The sequence below is a fragment of the Microcoleus sp. B13-B6 genome (genome assembly GCF_036705405.1).
Lineage (GTDB): Bacteria > Cyanobacteriota > Cyanobacteriia > Cyanobacteriales > Microcoleaceae > Microcoleus.
This window is the reverse complement of the sequence record NZ_JAUBUJ010000124.1, coordinates 4,053-22,404: the sequence shown is the minus strand read 5'-3', so window position 1 is coordinate 22,404 and position 18,352 is coordinate 4,053. Positions and strand designations below refer to the sequence as shown.

18 protein-coding genes are annotated in these 18,352 nt (G+C 44.6%); 10 read left to right on the top strand and 8 right to left on the bottom strand.

Annotated features, from left to right (window positions below):
- Positions 1 to 1,050 precede the first annotated feature (1,050 nt).
- The 3 genes from QUB35_RS34560 (at position 1,051) to QUB35_RS34550 (ending at position 4,120) form a co-directional block, all read left to right on the top strand.
- A complete protein-coding gene (locus QUB35_RS34560; protein ID WP_333146860.1) occupies positions 1,051 to 3,264 on the top strand; it encodes an ATP-binding protein in 2,214 nt (737 codons plus the stop codon).
- A 168-nt stretch (positions 3,265 to 3,432) separates the two neighbouring features.
- Positions 3,433 to 3,732: a type II toxin-antitoxin system HigB family toxin gene (locus QUB35_RS34555; RefSeq protein WP_333146857.1), complete on the top strand. Its 300-nt coding sequence runs from the start codon at positions 3,433 to 3,435 to the stop codon at positions 3,730 to 3,732.
- The gene (locus QUB35_RS34550; RefSeq protein ID WP_333146855.1) at positions 3,716 to 4,120 is read left to right on the top strand and encodes a transcriptional regulator; all 405 of its coding nucleotides are present in this window, start codon (positions 3,716 to 3,718) and stop codon (positions 4,118 to 4,120) included. Before QUB35_RS34555 ends, QUB35_RS34550 begins: the two co-directional genes overlap by 17 nt.
- Positions 4,121 to 4,201: 81 nt before the next feature.
- On the opposite strand, the gene QUB35_RS34545 is transcribed toward QUB35_RS34550, so the two are convergent.
- Positions 4,202 to 5,641 carry an ATP-binding protein gene (locus tag QUB35_RS34545; RefSeq protein ID WP_333146853.1) on the bottom strand — a complete coding sequence of 480 codons (1,440 nt, stop codon included), beginning with the start codon at positions 5,639 to 5,641 and terminating at the stop codon, positions 4,202 to 4,204.
- 45 nt (positions 5,642 to 5,686) lie between these two features.
- Positions 5,687 to 6,016 carry a DUF262 domain-containing protein gene (locus tag QUB35_RS34540; RefSeq protein WP_333146851.1) on the bottom strand — a complete coding sequence of 110 codons (330 nt, stop codon included), beginning with the start codon at positions 6,014 to 6,016 and terminating at the stop codon, positions 5,687 to 5,689.
- Positions 6,017 to 6,792: 776 nt separating this feature from the next.
- On the opposite strand from QUB35_RS34540, the gene QUB35_RS34535 reads away from it, so the two are divergent.
- Both QUB35_RS34535 and QUB35_RS34530 read left to right on the top strand, forming a co-directional pair.
- The gene (locus QUB35_RS34535) at positions 6,793 to 6,993 is read left to right on the top strand and encodes a hypothetical protein (RefSeq protein WP_333146849.1); all 201 of its coding nucleotides are present in this window, start codon (positions 6,793 to 6,795) and stop codon (positions 6,991 to 6,993) included.
- A 594-nt stretch (positions 6,994 to 7,587) separates the two neighbouring features.
- Positions 7,588 to 9,054 (top strand): response regulator, encoded by a 1,467-nt coding sequence (locus QUB35_RS34530; protein ID WP_333146847.1) that lies wholly within the window; start codon positions 7,588 to 7,590, stop codon positions 9,052 to 9,054.
- Positions 9,055 to 9,658: 604 nt separating this feature from the next.
- Here QUB35_RS34530 and hisG read toward each other — a convergent pair.
- Positions 9,659 to 10,303 carry an ATP phosphoribosyltransferase gene (hisG, locus tag QUB35_RS34525; RefSeq protein WP_333076539.1) on the bottom strand — a complete coding sequence of 215 codons (645 nt, stop codon included), beginning with the start codon at positions 10,301 to 10,303 and terminating at the stop codon, positions 9,659 to 9,661.
- A 327-nt stretch (positions 10,304 to 10,630) separates the two neighbouring features.
- Between hisG and QUB35_RS34520 the strand changes: the two genes are divergently transcribed.
- The 3 genes from QUB35_RS34520 to rppA all read left to right on the top strand — a co-directional run bounded on the left by QUB35_RS34520 (position 10,631) and on the right by rppA (position 12,459).
- The gene (locus tag QUB35_RS34520; RefSeq protein ID WP_333146844.1) at positions 10,631 to 10,888 is read left to right on the top strand and encodes a hypothetical protein; all 258 of its coding nucleotides are present in this window, start codon (positions 10,631 to 10,633) and stop codon (positions 10,886 to 10,888) included.
- 174 nt (positions 10,889 to 11,062) lie between these two features.
- Entirely contained in the window at positions 11,063 to 11,713 is a 651-nt protein-coding gene (locus tag QUB35_RS34515) for a glutathione S-transferase family protein (protein WP_333146842.1), read from the top strand.
- A gap of 59 nt (positions 11,714 to 11,772) precedes the next feature.
- A complete protein-coding gene (rppA, locus tag QUB35_RS34510) occupies positions 11,773 to 12,459 on the top strand; it encodes a two-component system response regulator RppA (RefSeq protein ID WP_333146840.1) in 687 nt (228 codons plus the stop codon).
- Between the two features lie 148 nt (positions 12,460 to 12,607).
- On the opposite strand, the gene QUB35_RS34505 is transcribed toward rppA, so the two are convergent.
- The 3 genes from QUB35_RS34505 to QUB35_RS34495 all read right to left on the bottom strand — a co-directional run bounded on the left by QUB35_RS34505 (position 12,608) and on the right by QUB35_RS34495 (position 15,473).
- Entirely contained in the window at positions 12,608 to 13,444 is an 837-nt protein-coding gene (locus QUB35_RS34505; RefSeq protein ID WP_333146838.1) for a metallophosphoesterase, read from the bottom strand.
- A 553-nt stretch (positions 13,445 to 13,997) separates the two neighbouring features.
- Complete coding sequence (gene msrA, locus QUB35_RS34500) at positions 13,998 to 14,483, bottom strand: peptide-methionine (S)-S-oxide reductase MsrA (protein WP_445252132.1); 486 nt, start codon at positions 14,481 to 14,483, stop codon at positions 13,998 to 14,000.
- 27 nt (positions 14,484 to 14,510) lie between these two features.
- On the bottom strand, positions 14,511 to 15,473 hold the full coding sequence (locus tag QUB35_RS34495) for a DNA polymerase III subunit delta' (protein ID WP_333146835.1): 963 nt from the start codon (positions 15,471 to 15,473) through the stop codon (positions 14,511 to 14,513).
- Here QUB35_RS34495 and QUB35_RS34490 point away from each other — a divergent pair.
- Positions 15,472 to 15,609 carry a hypothetical protein gene (locus QUB35_RS34490; protein WP_333146833.1) on the top strand — a complete coding sequence of 46 codons (138 nt, stop codon included), beginning with the start codon at positions 15,472 to 15,474 and terminating at the stop codon, positions 15,607 to 15,609. The genes QUB35_RS34495 and QUB35_RS34490 overlap by 2 nt on opposite strands.
- 422 nt (positions 15,610 to 16,031) lie before the next feature.
- Here the strand turns inward: QUB35_RS34490 and tmk are convergent, their stop codons facing one another.
- Positions 16,032 to 16,700, bottom strand: a complete 669-nt coding sequence (gene tmk / locus QUB35_RS34485) for a dTMP kinase (protein WP_333146831.1) — start codon at positions 16,698 to 16,700, stop codon at positions 16,032 to 16,034.
- Between the two features lie 105 nt (positions 16,701 to 16,805).
- Between tmk and QUB35_RS34480 the strand changes: the two genes are divergently transcribed.
- Positions 16,806 to 17,153 (top strand): hypothetical protein, encoded by a 348-nt coding sequence (locus tag QUB35_RS34480; RefSeq protein WP_333146829.1) that lies wholly within the window; start codon positions 16,806 to 16,808, stop codon positions 17,151 to 17,153.
- A 197-nt stretch (positions 17,154 to 17,350) separates the two neighbouring features.
- Here the strand turns inward: QUB35_RS34480 and QUB35_RS34475 are convergent.
- The coding region (locus QUB35_RS34475; protein WP_333146827.1) for an HAD-IC family P-type ATPase at positions 17,351 to 18,352 on the bottom strand (1,002 nt) is incomplete at its 5' end.

Below are 18,352 nucleotides of genomic sequence, written 5' to 3'. Positions count from 1 at the left end.
TCACTAACTCCGTTGAGAGTTAGGCTAACCGTCCCTGGATAGGAGAACCTACCCATTTAGGTTAAACGAATCGCACACCGGAAACGATATTAAGTGTGGGAGTTCCTGCCCAACCCCTACTCCCCATAAGAGTAAAGATTTATTTTACTCTGCAATTTAAATGCGGATTAGCTTAACTCACATTTGTAGGGTGTGCAGTGCACACCTTACTCATAAGTGCGATCGTAATAACTCATACCATTTTAGATTTTAGACTTCGGCGTGAGCGCTCAGTCGCACAATTTTAGATTAAATTATTGGGAATAATATCATTGCCCGTTACACCGGAATGATGTTGACGGTTGACTGTTCACTGTCAACAGTCAACCGTCAACAGTCAACAGTCAACAGTGAACTAGAATTTACTATTCCGATGCTAACGGATTTGATATAACTGATTTTGTAGGGGTTGGAATCACGAGCAGACAGTTGCTTTTTTGAAACTGATATCACTGTCTCCGGGTGCTTATGGCGCGCCTTATGCCTATGTTTTTGAATCCAACACTTGCTTGAGCAGTTAATCCAAATAACCAAGTTATTGCTAATAAAATTTAAGGGTAAGGTCATGATTGCATTTGACATATAGCAATCCTTGCAGGAGTCGTAAATTTTTGATCCCACCCCAACCCTCCCCGATCCCGCTGGGAGCCCGTAAGAAATTCACAAATTATTTAGGATTGCTATATGCTGATTTCTTATCACCGGGATTAGTTTTTATTATGGGTCAATTTAGCACAGGGTTGGACACAATAGTTTCAAGTCAGATGCCATCAACTTCGACAGCATTGTTATTAAAAAATTCTGCTTCTGTTATAATGCTTTCCCTCCTTATTGCCTCATGATTAAGCAATGTAGCCGACGCAGTTCAAAGCGGGTTCCGATCGCCCTCCGAAACTAGCAAGTGTCTCAGATCACAAGGCAGATCGATCGCCCTCACTGCCCAAAAACGTAAAATTATGTAACATTAAGTAAAGAGTTATCAAAGAACTCTTGCCATATCCCTAGAAAGTTATGACAACAAAACTAAGAGCTACACACACAGAGAAAATGGAGAGAGACTTGCACCAGTTGAGGGCAGACCAAGAACTGATTCTCAATCAAGTAGACAATGCGATCGCTCTGTTCGACTCGTCTGACTGCTTAGTTTTGTTTAACAAAAAATTGGCAGGAATCTGGCAACTGTCTCCAGAATGGCTGGAAACAAAACCGAAGTGCCACTTGCTGTTTGCGGAAATTGTCGATCGGGGTTACTTGTCCCTTCAGCAGTGGCAAGAGTTTCAGCAAGCACTCGAAAAATCTCAGGATGAAAGTTTATCATTTTATTTCGAGCAATCCAATGGGGTTGGTTTGGAGGTGTGCGCCACGATTACCAACAGCGGCGGACGGCTGTTTACCTTTAGAGACGTTACGGTATACCGAAACTCCCAAGCTAGCTTGAACGCAGAAGTCAGGCGTCTGAGCTTTCTTTTAGGTTTAACCGAACGCCTGCAAAAATCTGACAGTTTGCAAGAAATAGGTCAGTTTGCCCTCACCTATTTAGTAGAGGCAATGAATGCAGCTTTCGGAGATGTCAAGGTGATTAACGGCAAGGGAAACGATCGCCAAGCGTCGGGGATTTGCAACCAAGTTTCTAGTCAATTTTTGGCTACTTACGGGGAACCCGTAGTCGCAGGAATGCAAGAATTGCTCGACAAAGGCATTCCCTACGGCATCGGTTTGCTGTGGGAAGTGGTGAAAACTGGTAAACCTGTGTTTGTCGAGGATTATGCCCAACATCCCAATGCCGTGCCGGAATTTCGGCATCCGGGAATCGGACAACTGGGCATTTTTCCGATCGCAGCTACCAACGGCACGATCATCGGAGTGCTGACGCTGGAGTCCCGCAACATCAAAAAACTGCAAGCCGCCGTCCACCAAGAAGTGCTGGAGGCTGCTTGCCGGACTCTGGGGGCGGCGATCGAGCGGGCTCAAACACAAGAGAACTTGCGCCAAGTTAATGAAGAATTAGAGTATTCTTCTCAGTTGAAATCCGAGTTTTTAGCCTCAATGTCCCACGAATTGCGGACGCCTCTCAACAGCATTCTCGGCTTTTCTGACTTGCTGCTGCGGCAAACGGCCGGACAGTTGAGCGATCGACAAATCAACTATGTAGACCTGATCGAAAAAAGCGGCCAGCACTTGTTGCAGCTAATCAACGATATTCTCGATCTTTCTAAAATTGAAGCCGGGAAAGTAGAACTAAACTTACAGCCTGTTCGCGTTCAAGAACTCGCGACAGACTGTATGAAAATGATGCAGCCGCGGGCCGACAAAAAGCGAATCGGTTTGTCTTTAGAACTCGACAACCGTATTACTAAAGTTTGGCTCGACGAACGGCGAGTGCGACAAATTGTGATTAATTTACTTTCCAATGCCATCAAATTTACCCCCGAACAGGGACAAGTTAAACTCAGCGGGCGTCTGGCCTATGGCAGCGAAATAGACGGCGACTACCGACCGGATTGTTCTCCTGTAAATGCCAGCACTCCTTATTTTTGTTTTGAGGTGAAAGACTCCGGCATCGGCATTCCTCAAGACCGCTGGCACTTGCTATTTCGACCTTTTCAACAGGTGGATTCTTCCCTGACTCGGCGTCACGAAGGTACAGGTTTGGGTTTGGCTTTGACTAAGCGATTGGCAGAATTGCACGGGGGAACTGTTTCTTTTCAATCTGTTTGCGATCGGGGAAGTATTTTCCGCGTTTGGCTGCCTTTGACGGAGATGCGTCAACAGTTGGGAAACTTTGCTTCTTGTGCTTTGGATACCAAGTTAGTTCCTGCTTCTGCGATTGCTTTACCAATTGCCAGGAAGCGGATTTTGGTTGTCGAAGACCAGCCTTTTAACCAAATGTTAATTTCTGAGGTGATGGAATTGGAGGGGTACGGGGTAGAGATACTCGCCGATGGTTCGGCTATGGCCGATCGTATTCTCGCCGCCTCTGCAGCCCCGGAGTTGCTGCCGGATTTGATTTTGATGGACATTCAGTTGCCGGATGTTGACGGCTTTGAGTTGATGCGCCGAGTTAAAGCAGATCCTGTCTGGGATTCGGTACCGATGATTGCGGTGACGGCGATGGCGATGCCCGGTGACAGTGAGCGATGTTTGGAAGCTGGCGCTTCTGCTTATTTGAGCAAGCCACTGGATTTGAATTTGGCGATCGCTACAGTCCGTTCTTTTCTCACTTAAACAGCATTTATACAAAGCTTCTCAAAGTAACTCTTAGCTGGCGCGGGATGAGAAAAGCTTGTCCATCAAAGTGCCAACAAAAATTTGCTTGAAATGATTGAGACGCGCTATATAATAGATAATGACGGGATTCAGACATCTAGAAAATAATCTCCTAATGATAGCTAAATGCACGTTATCAGTCGGAAAAAATTAAGAGACTACTGCCAAAGTCACGCTGATTCCTGCGAAGCGCTCGATGACTGGTATAAAATTGCCAGTAAAGCAGCCTGGAATAATCTTGTTGAAGTTCAAGCTGTTTATCTCAAAGCTGAAGCAGTTGGAAATTTTACCGTTTTTAATATCAAAGGAAATAAATATCGCTTAATCGCGAGTATTAACTATGAGAAGCAAATTATTTATATAAAATACGTTTTCACTCACGCCGAGTATGATAAGGAAACCTGGAAAAATGACTATTACTTTTGATCTAAAAATTTACAGTAGCTTGCTCTCTCAATATCAGCCTCGAATTATCAAAACTGAAGAGGAAAACGAGATATTTTTGGAAATTGTTGAAGAATTACTCTCACGTCCAAATCTGACTCCAGAAGAAGATGCGCTGTTGGAACTGCTGGTAAAACTGATTGAGGATTTTGAAGATCGGCACTATCAAATTAATACATCAACGCCAAAGTCAAGGCTGCTGCATTTGATGGATGCTCGGAGTCTAGAAGCAGAGGATTTAGTAGAAATTATGGGTTCGAGTGAGGCGGTAGTTGAGGTAATTAACGATCGGCTAGAAATCACTAAGAAACAAGCTGAGGCTTTGGGGAGGTTTTTTCACGTCGATCCGGGGTTGTTTTTGTTCAATTAAGCGATCGCACTCTGTAATTTCCCGGAGGGCGATCGCATCCAAGTAGATTGATTTGATGAGGGTGGGGGCGATCGCGTCTATTTACTTGAAGAGATTGTAAACTGCTGCTATCTGCTCACCAGCTACTTCTTGCGGTACATCTTGCGATTTCTTTTCATGTCCATCACGGATATACAGCTTATCTCCATACCATACTGGCTGATCACCAGCCCTTACCTCAATCATTAATACTGTGCGATCCATATATGTGATGGGAGTTACCTTTGTATTAACCGCTGTTTTTAACCATTCAGGTAATTTTGAATCACGAATTTTTCTAGTAATGAAAAGACCGTAATCATCAATGTCAGTTCCTTTAAGAGATGCTTCTCTCTCTAAACCCACGATACCAAATGAGTAAAACCGAGGGGCTACAATATTGTCTAAACTTTCAATGCGTTGAGTATCTTTTTCTTTGTCAGACACGCCGATAAATATGTACCCTTTCTGTCCTTTGCCTAAATTTGCCATTGCAGCAATATTTTGGAGAATTTTATCAAAATTTTCATCATCAAATTTTCTCTTCTTTTCGTCTAAACTATAAAGCCCTTGTTTAAAATCATAATTAGGAGCCTCAGTTTTTGAGCGTCTCAAGTAAACTTCAAAATCTACAGCATATGACCCACTACTACGAGTCGAACTATTTGATGGTTTAAAATAATTTTGCACCAAGCCTTTAGTAAGATTTAGGTTCTGAGTTCTATTTGCTGTTGTGGTAGTTGGACTCATTTTAATCTTGTCAATCAAGCCCGATACAGCCTTAAAAATTTGCTCATAGTCAAATGGCTCTTGTGAGTTTTTTATAATAAGATCGTAAAAAGTCATAAACAACGTATAAAAAGGTTCTTTTACTGGATTTCCTACTCCTGGACGACGGCTCAATATATTTCTTAAAAAGTTTTTTTCGTTATCGACTGCTGAGGCTTTAATTGCATTTTTGATATGGGATAGAACCGTTTTAATATCTAGTTTCAGATTGTCTGATCCATATCTAGCAATTCCTAGTTGGATTTCATCTAACTTATTATCTTCGCCTTTTCCATAGTAAGAGTCGAAGTTTTCTTTACTAGCTGCAAAAGGCTTTCCCAATGCTACAGAAAGTATTATGTCTGCTATTAGCTGCTCATCTTCGCTGTCCCGTAAACCAGAAACACGTAAAACCCCTTGACGACACCAAAATGTATCTTCCGCAAGCACTCCATAGCCTAGATCGATGGATTTAGCATCAATACTAATTTCGGGCATATCTGTGAGTGGCAGTTCTTCTTTGGAGACATCACCACGAATTTCAGAAGCAAGTTGTCTCACTAATCCTGAAAATTCTGTTGTCACTCCTGCTTGTCTTACTTCTTGAGCTGATAAATGTTTACCATTGGAGTTAATTCTGTTAAAGATATCTTCAATTTCTGTAATCGAATTTGCTCTATAAATTGTGACCGCTAGGGAATATTCTAAAAACTTAGCACACTCATCAGAATCCAAAAAACTTGGTGGGTTGTTTTCAGGATATGTAGGTTTAAATACACCTTACTGACATAACTGATTGGCAAAGGGATGTTTAGTTAAATCAAAATATTTTTCGTGAACTGTAAACTGATTTTCAATAAAACTGAATATTGCATTAAGTCTTTGCATTCCATCAATTATTTCATATATATCTTCTCCTTCACTACTTTTGAATTTTCCAAGTAAAATCAATGGAATTGGATAATTCAGTAATAAACTCTCTATGAGACAAGCCTTTTCCGCTTTTGTCCATACAAGCTTGCGTTGATATCTACGGTTGACGATTAACTTTTTTGTTCTATAAAGTCGGTACAACTCTAATACACTTATACCTTTTGGAGTAATGCTCATAATATCTCTGTTTTCACTATGAATATTTAACTCTAATTGCAGCCATTGAGCTAATAGTTAGACGCTAGTTCTGTTTCTCTCATACAAGTATGATATCACACACCTCATAATAGGGTTAGCTATTTTCTTATTTGTGCAAGCATTACAGCGTACTCATCAGATAAGGCACAAATTGACGCTTAGTAGAGAACACAATTTCAGCAAGAAGCTGAAAAAATTAACATTAATTTCATTTCCACGCTCAAAGCAATCGTCCAGATAGCGATCGCACCCCTCATCCCTCCTATAAAAATGCAACAGCGATCGCACTCACTCCTCAAAAGAATCATCCCCAAGCAATTCCAACAACTCATCCCAAGAACAGCCAAACCTTTCCTTAATACGGCTAACTGAATCTATGTGTATCTTCGCCATTGGCTGCATTGCATAACGGCGAAGCGTAGCATAGATAACACCAGAACGCAAGGCCAATTCGTTGATGCTTCAGCTTCGTTGCTGGCAAAGCTCTTTAACTCTGACTTTCACTCTGTACCTATTCATCAGTTTATTAGCATTTCTATATTAAAGCTATAATCCTGGCAATTAAGCGTTGATGATTATGCGCTAGCGCTATAGCGATAAAGATATTGACAGATATTTATCGAGTTAAATACGATTAATTTGTTCAGCGAAAAGCCACAACTTTTTCTGAAACAAAACAGTCAAAAGCCAGCGCCTCTACCTACCAAGTGTCCGCGCTGGCTCTGGCTCCCTTATGCAATGGAGATAAAACCATTATGACTTACAAAGAGTGCCTCAAGCCTTGGGCGGTTGCCCGTTTGCTTCCTAATTTGCAATGGGCGATTGTCGGGCGATACCGCAATCGATCGGATGCTGACGGACATCTTCAGTTGTGTCGCCAGCGAGTCCCCGATATCCGATTGAAAGTTGTGTTTGCTTTGCCCGATCGCACTGATTTGACACCTCATGGCCGATAACCGATCGTAGGAATCGGTTTTTTAGGCAGAACTTACGCACTCCCGACAAAGAAACCGGGTTTTTTACCTAATCTGCGGACTACAGCAGAGGATTTTCGTAAAAAAACCCGGTTTCTGGCCACCCGTGCGTCCAAGACTATTAGGGAAAAAGAAAACAGCCCTACGTGAGGCTGTCTTCGATCGCACTATTGTATTTGCCACTGCTGGGCCTCCGACTTTCCAACTGCCACTAATCCTGGGTTCACTGCCACAGAGGTGTAATTTATTACATTTCATGATGCGAAACGCTAAACTCAATAGTAGAGAAATTTTAGATTCAATGTAAAATCAACTTATATTAACCTAACTCAACTATTTCGGCGATCGATCGGGGACATCTCTTTTCAGGAACGAGGGGAAAGACTAAAGAATACAGCACAATCAGTTCTGGACGCTATTAGACTAAAGAAACCGGGTTTTTTACCCCGATTAAAAGTCTTCATGCAGTATTTTCGGAAAAAATCCGATTTCTAGGCGATCGTAAGTCAATCGTAGCTAAATACCTCAATCCTTCGTCCTTGCCGATCGGTGGCAAAACTTTACCTATCATATTCCATGTCAAACAAGTCGCCCTGCATCATGTTGGTTGATGACGAGCCAGCTAATCTGATTTTACTGGAAGAGTTATTGCACCTCAAAGGATACGCTACAGTATCAGTGCTATCTGGTCATGAAGCGCTCTCCCTTGCCCGCGCCTCTCGACCCGATTTAATTTTACTAGATATTATGATGCCGGAGATGGACGGTTTTGATGTGTGCGAGATCCTGCGGAAGGATACGGCATTGCAAACTGTACCGGTGATTTTTTTAACTGCCCTCAATGACGATATGTCTCGCATCAAAGGGTTAGAAATGATGGCCGATGATTATTTGACAAAGCCTTTTAACAGTCGTTTGTTGCTGGCAAAAGTTGAAAATATTTTGCAGTTGAGTCAAATGCGATCGCAAGCTGTATCTTCCCAATTCAACCAGCAGGTAAAAGAGCAAAGCAAACGCCAAATCGCCGCCGCTTGGGAAGCCAACGAATATCTGTCAGAAAAATTTCAGCTATTTGTGCCAGAGCAAATTCTGGAGCGAATTGCGCCGCAAGGAATAGAATCTATTCAGTTGGGCAATGCCACAGAAGAAGAGCTGACTGTTTTATTTTGCGACATTCGCGGGTTTACTGCGATCGCCGAATCTCAACAAGTTCGCGAGACTTTTGAATGGTTGAACGCTTTTTTTACTAAAATGAACGAGTGCATAACGTCTCACGGCGGGTTTATTGACAAATACCTAGGCGATGCAATCATGGCAGTATTTGACCAGCCAAATTCTCACGCCATGAATGCGATCGAAGCCGCAGTAGCAATGCAAGAAACTTTGCAAGAATTTAATGCCAGTCGCCACAAATACAATTTAGAATCTCCCGTCAATATTGGTACGGGAATTAACACAGGTATCGGCATGATCGGCACTTTAGGTTCCGATCGCCGCATGGACTCTACAGTCATCGGCGATGTGGTAAATACAGCTTCTCGGTTAGAAAATTTAACTAAAATATACGGCTGCCAAATTATTGTTAGCGAAAATGCCATTGTTCATGCGAGAGAATTTCTAAATGGCATAAGTCTCAACTCAAACTCAAAAGAAAGTCTATTATTAAAGTGCGACTTAGAAGTGGAAACACAGGAGAGTATTATTTCTACTTCTGGGGCGACTGCTGCTGACAGCCATTTGCCCCGCAACAATTATTACTATCGCTGGATCGATCGAGTAACCCCGCGCGGCAAGCAGGAAGCTATTGAAATCTACGAAATCTGGAGTGCCTCCTGTCCCGACTCTGAGGCAAAGCAGCTTACCCAGGGTTTATTTGACAAAGGAATTCAAGGATGGCAATCCGAAAGATTTGTCGCCGCCTTGGGATATTTTCAGCAACTAATCGAACAAAACCCTGCTGATACAGTCGTAAGTTTTTATATCAACCGCTGCCAGGAAAAACTAGGTTTTATACCTGTAAGTAACCGCTCAGAAATCAACTAAATAGAACCAGTTCGTACTGAGGATTTCAGTCCTCTTTATTACCGCAAATACCAGCTAAGGAATGAGAATTAAATAACTTACAATGCGTGATGGTTCTTGTGGGATGGGCGTCCCGCCCGTCCAGAAAGGGCGGGCTCTTAGCCCCAACCCCTACTCCCCACTTTCAAGAGTGTAAATTATTTAATTCGCGATCCTAAGCTAAAATAATCCCGTTCCTGGTGAGGACTGAAGTCATCTTTCTTAGCGCAAATAAGGACTAAAGTCCTGGCTACGAACCTATACCAATTATGAAAAGTAGGCTAGCATCTGTAGGGACACGGCATTGCCGTGTCCGGCGCAGGGAGTAGGACACAACATTGCGGTTTAGTATCAACTTAACGTACAACTAATAGTCCGGCAGGGGTTTCAACCCCCGCCTCAAAGCTAAAGTCCTCTTGCATAGGACTAATGAGTTCTTCAGTCCTCTTTGAGAGGACTTTAGCTATTAGACAGGGAATTCATTCCCTGGCGGACTGGGCGGACTGACAGCTTAAGTTGACGCCAATGGGCAATGCCGTTTCCCTACTTATCTACGAACAAATCAAAGCACTCTAATTTTAGACCCTTAAACAGTCGTCAAAACTTGCTCTCTCAACTTCCCTATCAACTCATTCACCCCCCCCGCATTCAAACGGTAACTCAGAGGATGACCGATTAAATAAGCCGAACTTTCAAACAAAACATCAATTTCCACCAAACCATTTTCCCGCAAAGTTTTGCCAGTCGAAACCAAATCCACAATTGCCTCCGACATACCCGTAATCGGCCCCAACTCCACAGAACCGTAAAGCGGCACAATTTCCACCGGCAAATTCAAATTGTGAAAATATTCCCTTGCACAGTGTACGAACTTAGAAGCAACTCTACCGTGAGGAGGCAAATCCACAGTTCGTCGATAAGAACTAGATTCCTTCACCGCCACCGACAGCCGACACTTGCCAAATTTTAAATCAATTAAATTGGCAACTTTCGGCTTTTTTTCCCGCAAAACATCATAGCCAGCAATCCCCAAATCCGCTTGACCGTATTCCACATAAACCGGCACGTCGTGCGTCCTTACTAGCAAAGCTTTGGCAGTGCCCGTCGGGTCATAAATTTGAAGTTGTCGGTTAGAGGAATCGAGAAAAGCACTGAAGTCTAATCCAACCGATTTAAACAGCCGAATGCTATCTCCTAACAGTCCGCCTTTGGGAAGTGCAACAGTAATCATGTCAATTTTTAGAGTGTAAATTTCTAAATTTTAGAAGGGGGCGATCGCGGGCTAAGCAGAAACAGCTTTTACCAAACTCAGAATAACACATAGAGTTCATAGCGAAAAATAAATTTCGGGTCTTGCTAGATCATTTCTTTGGGTATATAGCAATCCTAAATCAGTTGTAAAAATATGTAGGGGTAGTGCTAAGAGTGCCTACCCCAGCCAAGGCGGGGCAACCGGGCGTGGGTTTTGCCCCTACAAGAATTACACAAATCATTTAGGATTGCTATATATTATATTTAGTAAGTTTTTATTTCGTCACGTTTTTCAAGGGCGGTCGGTATGGAAAACAATCAAGAATTTGACGGAAATTTTCACAGTGTAGACCCGGATTCCCTGAAAAAAATTACAGTAGATGAAATCCTCTCAGGCGGTGGTGTAGAGAGGGAGGAAATGGACTATACAGTAGCTGTACCTAGCGCTAACCAGGCTAGGGTTCCCAGGGACAGAGGCTTCTCATCTCATGTGGAATCAAGCGTGTTCGATCGCGCCCCCCGATCGAAGTTTGCAGAAAAACGCGGAACGCTGGGAGGCTGTTAATGTAAAATGCTTGCAGAGGCTGGTGCAGACAACGCGGCGATCCTCTTCGTTGGCGTAGCCCCCGTAGGGGCGGGCTTCGCTAACGTGCGATAGCCATTGTGTGTCACGCTTTTGTGTATTCAACTCTAAAACTTAAACTTTAACGGGCGATCGCCAATAGCTGACAGCTAAACTATGACCGAATTAACACTTGTTATTGGCAACAAAAATTATTCCTCTTGGTCGCTGCGTCCTTGGCTGGCGATGAAACAAGCTGGACTAGAATTTGCCGAGGTGAGAATCCCCTTATACTGCCCGACAGCCCATGAGGAAATTCGGCGCTATTCTCCATCGGGAAAAGTACCAGTTTTAATCGACGGCGACCTGAAAGTGTGGGAATCTTTAGCAATTTGCGAATACGTTGCAGAACGCTTTGCTAATGATTTGTGGCCGGCAGATGTAGCGGAACGGGCGATCGCCCGTTCCATCTGTGCCGAAATGCACGCAGGGTTCCTAAATTTGCGCGCAAATATGCCGATGGACTGCCGCAACCGCTATCCGGGAGAAGGGAGGACTCCCGGTGTAGAAGCAGAGATCGATCGCATCTTTGCCATTTGGCGCGAATGCCGCCAAAAATTCGGAACAGGCGGCGATATGCTGTTCGGGAAATTCACAATTGTTGACGCTATGTTTGCCCCAGTAGTGATGCGTTTTATCACCTACGGAGTCAAATTAGATTCAGTAGCAAAAGCTTATGCGGATGCGATTTTGGCCTTGCCTGCCATCCAGGAATGGGTAGCAGCAGCTTGCAGCGAATCGGAAAGTATTGCCCACTTGAAAAATTAGCAAAAATCAGTTTACTTAACTTAAAATCTCAAATTTTAAGTCTCAAATATGAAATCAGGATGCGGATTCTTTTAGTTGATGATGAAGTTGAGTTGACTGACCCTTTGAGTCGAGTTTTAAGCCGCGAAGGTTATACAGTTGATGTGGCATTTGACGGAGCAAGTGGCAGCAATTTAGCCATGCAGGGCAATTACGATTTACTAATTTTGGATTGGATGCTGCCGAGACAAACCGGACTCGCAATTTGCCAGAAGTTGCGATCGCAAGGACGGAATACGCCAGTGCTATTTCTCACCGCCAAAGATACCGTAGACGATCGCGTACAAGGACTCGACGCCGGTGCAGACGACTATTTAGTCAAACCTTTTGAACTGCGAGAACTGCTAGCCAGAGTCCGCGCATTACTGCGGCGGCCTCCTACTTTTGATGCCGAGGTTGCTGTCGGGCGGCTGCAAGTTGCAGATTTACAGCTAGACTACGACAATCAATTAGCTTATCGGGGCGATCGTACAATTGACTTATCAGAAAAAGAATGCCAGTTATTAGAATACTTAATGCGCCATACCGGTCAATTGCTAACACACGAACAAATCCACCAGTATTTGTGGAGTGAAGCAGAAAAACCCAGCAGCAATGTATTAGCCGCTCAAATTCGCCTGCTGCGCCGCAAAATAGAAGCCCCGGGCGAATCGGTGCTAATTCACACAGTCTACGGCAGAGGCTATCGCTTTGGAGAAGCCAGTTAATAATAATAGGGATTTCCCAAAAATCTGGTAGGGCTTCATGCACACCTCACCTGCCGCATATATAACTTTATCTACTTTCGGGAAAACTTGGGCTAGTTTTGTACAAATATTATCTTTGGTCAGGAAAGTGTGCACCCTAAACCAGCCGTTACAGATGTTGACAAACCAAAGTAATTACTGTCACCTCCGGCGGACAAAATAGCCTCCCGGGCGCATAAGTCCCCAAACCGCGATTCACGTACAGCCAATTACTCCCCACCTGATGCAAACCGCTAGCCCATTCCCAGTGAGTAACTACTCGATCGCAACCCGACAGCAAAGGAATGAACTTTCGGATTCGTTGAGGAATAAAATAGCCAATTTTTCTGACCCAAGCGTACAAAGGGCCGATACCGGGAATAACGATTTGACCGCCGTGAGTGTGTCCAGAGAACTGCAAATCAATTCGCCAATTTTGCAGCTTTTCAGCAGTATCAGGATTGTGAGACAAGACAATGCGAGGAATCGCGGGATTTATGGATGCCATTACAGGTTTAGGCGCAAAATCCCCCGACCAAAAATCAGCCAGCCCAACTAAAGCCAATTCAGACCCCAAAGGATAGATTGCTTCGTTGTACAAAACCCGAATTCCGACGCTATTTAAAGCATTAGCAACCTCTGTTTTTGCCCCTGGCCAATAGTGGTCGTGATTGCCCAAAACCGCGTAAATTCCCACTCGACTTTGCAAGTTTTTCAATCGCTGCACTAAGCCGTAAATAGGTGCGGGATCGTAGCTAATAAAGTCACCAGTTAAAAAAATCATGTCTGGTTCAGCTTCATTGGTCGCAGCAATCGCCTCTTCTAGCAACCATTCCGACAGCCGCACCCCGTCATAGTGAAAGTCAGTAAGCTGTACAATTTTAGTACCGGATAGATTTGCTGGAAGATTGGCGATTGGTATTGTTAAATGCTCTACTCGCAGTTTCCCAGTTAATAACCTGTGCATAAATCTAAGGTTTATTGATGACAGAGCGCCACCTCTAGCTTAGCAAATAAACCAGCAAGACTGCCAAACTAGATATTCTTCCCTTTTCCTTATATCCTCTGACTAATTACTACAGTCCGGGACGCAAAAATTCGGATTTCCTCACCAGAATTGAAACAGAAATGCCCAATCTTCAGTTATGCTTCCTTGCAAAAATGTTTGGGTCTTACGCGCCCAACTAATACAGCATTTTTATCATATTATGACTTGCATGACAAGCGGTTTAAAACGCGCTCAATCCTCTTCAGAGTGGCATTCCCCGCCCCGCATCTATATGCTTTTGGCAATTGTCAAAGCTGAGAATTGCACCGCATCCCCATCGCATCGGCATACCACACGGGGATTGCCCCTACCAAACACTATCTTATGACTAATGATTTATTACTGAGTAGGTGGAAATAAACATGGCGTGGGTGAGGCAGGGTGTTGCATTAATAATCAACTGTGGCTAGTATATATTATTGCGTTACCCGCCCCTAAGATATTTTATTTTTTTCTCCCGTCTGCCTACTTGTTAACTAATAACTTTTGACGAAAGCCGCTTCTTCTCAATATACTGCTGGTGGTAATCCTCTGCCATATAAAATTCACCAGCAGGTTTGATTTCGGTGGCAATATCTTTGTCGTATTTACCGGAAATTTGCAATTTTTGTTTGGAGATGCGCGCGGCTTTTTCTTGTTCGGAATTGTGATAAAAAATCACCGACCTGTACTGTTCGCCTCTGTCGGGGCCTTGGCGATTGATTTGGGTAGGATCGTGACAGTTCCAGAATACATCTAGCAGTGCTTCGTAACTCACCTGCGATCGATCGTACTCTATCAGCACTGATTCAGCGTGACCGGTGACTCTGGCGCAAACATCCAGGTAGCACGGATTCGGCCAGTGGCCTCCTGTGTAGCCCGCAGCAGTCGAGACGACACCCGCAACGGCGCGAAACTTGTGTTCAACTCCCCAAAAACAACCGGCGGCAAATGTGGCTTTTTCCATCGTGTTACTCATCGTATTGGGTTGAAACTTGGCAATAAATTATGCTTGACATATTCCCATTAGTGTGCATTCCCAAACTAATCGCGGCTGTACGTAGTTTAGCAAATATTGCCGCGCTTTTTCCAAGGGCTCTAAGGGCGATCGACTAATTCCGCCTGCCAAAAATTGCTGCCAGTAACAGTGCTGTAAATAATCGATTAACCACAACTGAGATTCAGTATCTAAAGTTTTATCAATTTCCTTGGCCAATTCCAAAGCAGAGCGCAGATTTTGAGGCAACTGCTTCACCTTTTGCAGCAAATCATCGGGTATTGATTGCAGTTGCTGCCAAATAGAAATCGCCTCCCCAGGACTGCCCTGAGCCATCCCCAGTACCTCGGAATGATTCAAAATCTCCGCGAATCCAGCTTGCTGCAAAACTTGTGCCATTGCTTCGGGATTCAGCCGTGAAAACTGGACTTTTTGACAACGGGAAATCAAAGTTGGTAGCAAACCTTCCACAGTCGGAGCAATTAAGATTAGCGCTGCTTTTCCCGGTTCTTCCAATGTCTTCAACAAGCCGTTAGCGGCTCCCTCACCCATTGTTTCTGCTTGTTCCAAAACTACGACTGAACGCGCAGCTTCTAGCGGCGGTCTGCTGAGAAAATCACCGATTTCTCGAACTTGTTCTAAGCGAATTTGTGGTGGTGCTTTCCGCTTTAAACCTGCTTCCTCTGCTTCCTTTGGCGTAAGCCGTTTGCCTTGGTTCATATAAGTTGGTTCTACCCAGAGTAAGTCTGGATGATTTCGCTGTCTCACGCGATTTTGCACGGAGGCTATTAGTCGGGTTTCGGGAATATTGGCTGAGAATAAAAGCTCGATGAAACACTGAGCTGCTAAACTTTTGCCGATGCCGTTAGAGCCGACAAATAAATAACCAGGAGCAATTCGGTTTCGCTCGACTGCTTGAGTTAGCAATTCTACTGCTCGCTCTTGTCCGATTAATGATGTAAAATAATTCATGTTTGCTCAGGAAGAAGGAAGTTCGGCAACGAACAGGCAAGATGCCTGTTCCACAAAGAGTGAATTTTCTTGTGGAACAGGCAAGATGCCTGTTCCTAAACAAGTAATTGAGAATGTTACAATATCTCAGATGTAACGGATGTCAGGATGAAGGAAGAAGGAAGAAAATCTAGGGTTTCAGCAATTAATAACATATTAAGCGTCGGGGGTGGTTGCTATAATAATACCAAAAGGTTATTGTGGTTTAATAGACTGCTAAATAATTGTTTTGAGTTAAGAAGTTAAATTGTAAGTTGCCGGAGCCGGACACGGCAATGCCCAAGGCGTGTCAACTTAAGCTTTTAGTCCACCAGTCCTCCCGCCCACCCGTCAGTCCGCCAGGGAATGAATTCCCTGTCTAATAGCGAAAGTCCTCTAAAAGAGGACTAATGAGTTCTTCAGTCCTCTTTTAGAGGACTTTCGCTTTGAGGCAGGGGTTTAAACCCCTGCCGGACTATCGGTTTGACGTTAAGTTGACACGCCTTGGGATCTTGGAGTGTCCCTATAGATTGTGTTACCCTATTTTTCAGAATTGGTATTATTTAAATATCCCCAAGCTTCTAAGCTGCGAGTTACAATAGCTTGAATTTCCTGAGCGACTTCATATTCAGGCAGATCGGCATTTATGCGGACAATTCGAGATTTATTTTCCTCGGCTAACTCCGCAAAACCTTGCTGCACAAGGCGGTGAAACTTCAAATCAGCTTGCTCGATCCGATCGCACCCTCCCCGAGCCCTTACCCTCGCCAAACCCTCCTCCACATTAATATCCAGCCACAAAGTCAGATCGCTTTCCAAGCCGCCGGTGGCAATTTCATTCAACTGCTTAATTAAATTTAAATTAAGACCGCGGCCGTAGCCCTGATAAGCAATCGTAGAGTCAGTAAAGCGATCGCATAAAACAATCGTTCCCTTAGATAACTCGGGTTTAAGAAAAGTTTCGACGTGCTGAGCGCGATCGGCAGCATACATGAGTAATTCTGCTCGATCGGATACAGATTCGCCCCCATCTTGTTTCAGCAGCAAATGTCGCAGTCCCCTTCCCAGGTCAGTACCCCCCGGTTCGCGAGTAGCCACCAACGGGACTGTGAGAAAGCAACTTGCTTGCAGGAACTGTATCAGGCGCTGCATTTGCGTAGTTTTACCGGCACCTTCAACCCCCTCAAACACGATAAGTTTACCCTTCATTGCCCTAACTTCCCATTTGAATAAAATAAATCCATATTGTTCTGTAGATCGGTTCTAGGTTCGGTATGATAATAAAGTCTAAATGCCTCACGGCTGGAGTTTTCTATGGCTCGCTATACTGGTTTTTTTATCGTTGCCGTTCCGATCGACCGTCTGCGTCAATCCCTGATTGAAATTTTAGAGTCATGCAATCTTGATATTATCTACAATACAGGAGATTCCGTCATGGCTCGCGAACTTCCCGGTCAAGTTTCGATCGCCAAACTTGTCACCGCAGAAGTCCTAATTGAGAAAAACACGGCCAGCGACTCAGAGGTTCGCATGAACTTCGTGATTAAAAACGAAGAACTGCCCCTGCAAACCAACAACCACTGCCGTCAAATGTTCGAGCTAGTGAGTCGTTCCGTTATGAACAACAATAATTGGCGACTCTTGGAAAGTATGGCACTGTAGCCATTAGTCAGTCGATTTTACATTTTAGATTTTAGAGTGACTCCACAGATAAATCTGGGGCCTCGAACTAACGTCGAAACTTCTTTGGTTTCGACTCCTGGTGTGGGGGGCTTGTATCCGTCTTGGGATGAGGTCATTAGTCATTACTTTCTAGCTAATGACCAATGACCTCGTACTTTTATTGGTCATCCCTAAATTTAAGCTCGAAATCCCCGGCGCAAAAACAAAGAATTTGTAACCACGCTAACAGAACTAAAGGCCATAAATGCTCCGGCCGCCGCAGGACTGAGTAGAATTCCGGTTGCAGGCAGCAAGATACCCGCAGCCACCGGAATTCCCAGAGTATTGTAACCAAAAGCCCAAAATAAATTTTGGCGAATCTTATTAAAAGTAGCGCGCCCCAGCTCGATCGACTCAACAACATCCATCAAAGCATTTCGCATCAGCACAATTTGAGCAGTCTCAACTGCCACATCAGTACCACAGTGTAAACCGATACCGACATCAGCTTGAGCCAAAGCCGGCGCATCATTGATACCATCTCCCACCACAGCCACTTTACAGCCTTGGGCTTGCAAAGTCGCGATCGCCCTCGCCTTCCCCTCCGGCCGCACCCCGGCCAAAACATCAGCCGCCGTCAAATCTAGCTGCTGCGCCGTCGCCGCCGCCGCCGACGGCGTATCCCCCGTCAGCATCATCACCCGCAATCCCATGCCCCGCAAACGTTCCACCGCAGCCTTAGCATCCGGCCTCAGAGTATCTTTTAGCCCGATTACCCCCAGCAAAACGCCCTCAGAAGCCACGTAAACCGCCGTTTTGCCTTGCAAAGACTCCGACAATTCCGTCGCCACAGCGACCCCCTGCTCCTTCATCCACTCAGCATTCCCCGCGAACACCCGTCGGCCCTCCACCAAAGCCGAAACCCCCAAGCCCGGTTCGGTGCAGAAATCCTCAGCAGCTAGCAGCGGCAAACCTTGCTGTTGAGCTTCCAGCAAAATCGCTGCGGCGATGGGATGACAAGCGCCCCTTTCCACCGCCGCCGCAATTTGCAGCAGTTTTGAGTCAACCCGGCCAGCAACTCCATCAATTGTGGAACAGGCATCTTGCCTGTTGCCAGAAACCCCATCAATTGTGGAACAGGCATCTTGCCTGTTGCCAGAAACCCCATCAATTGTGGAACAGGCATCTTGCCTGTTGCC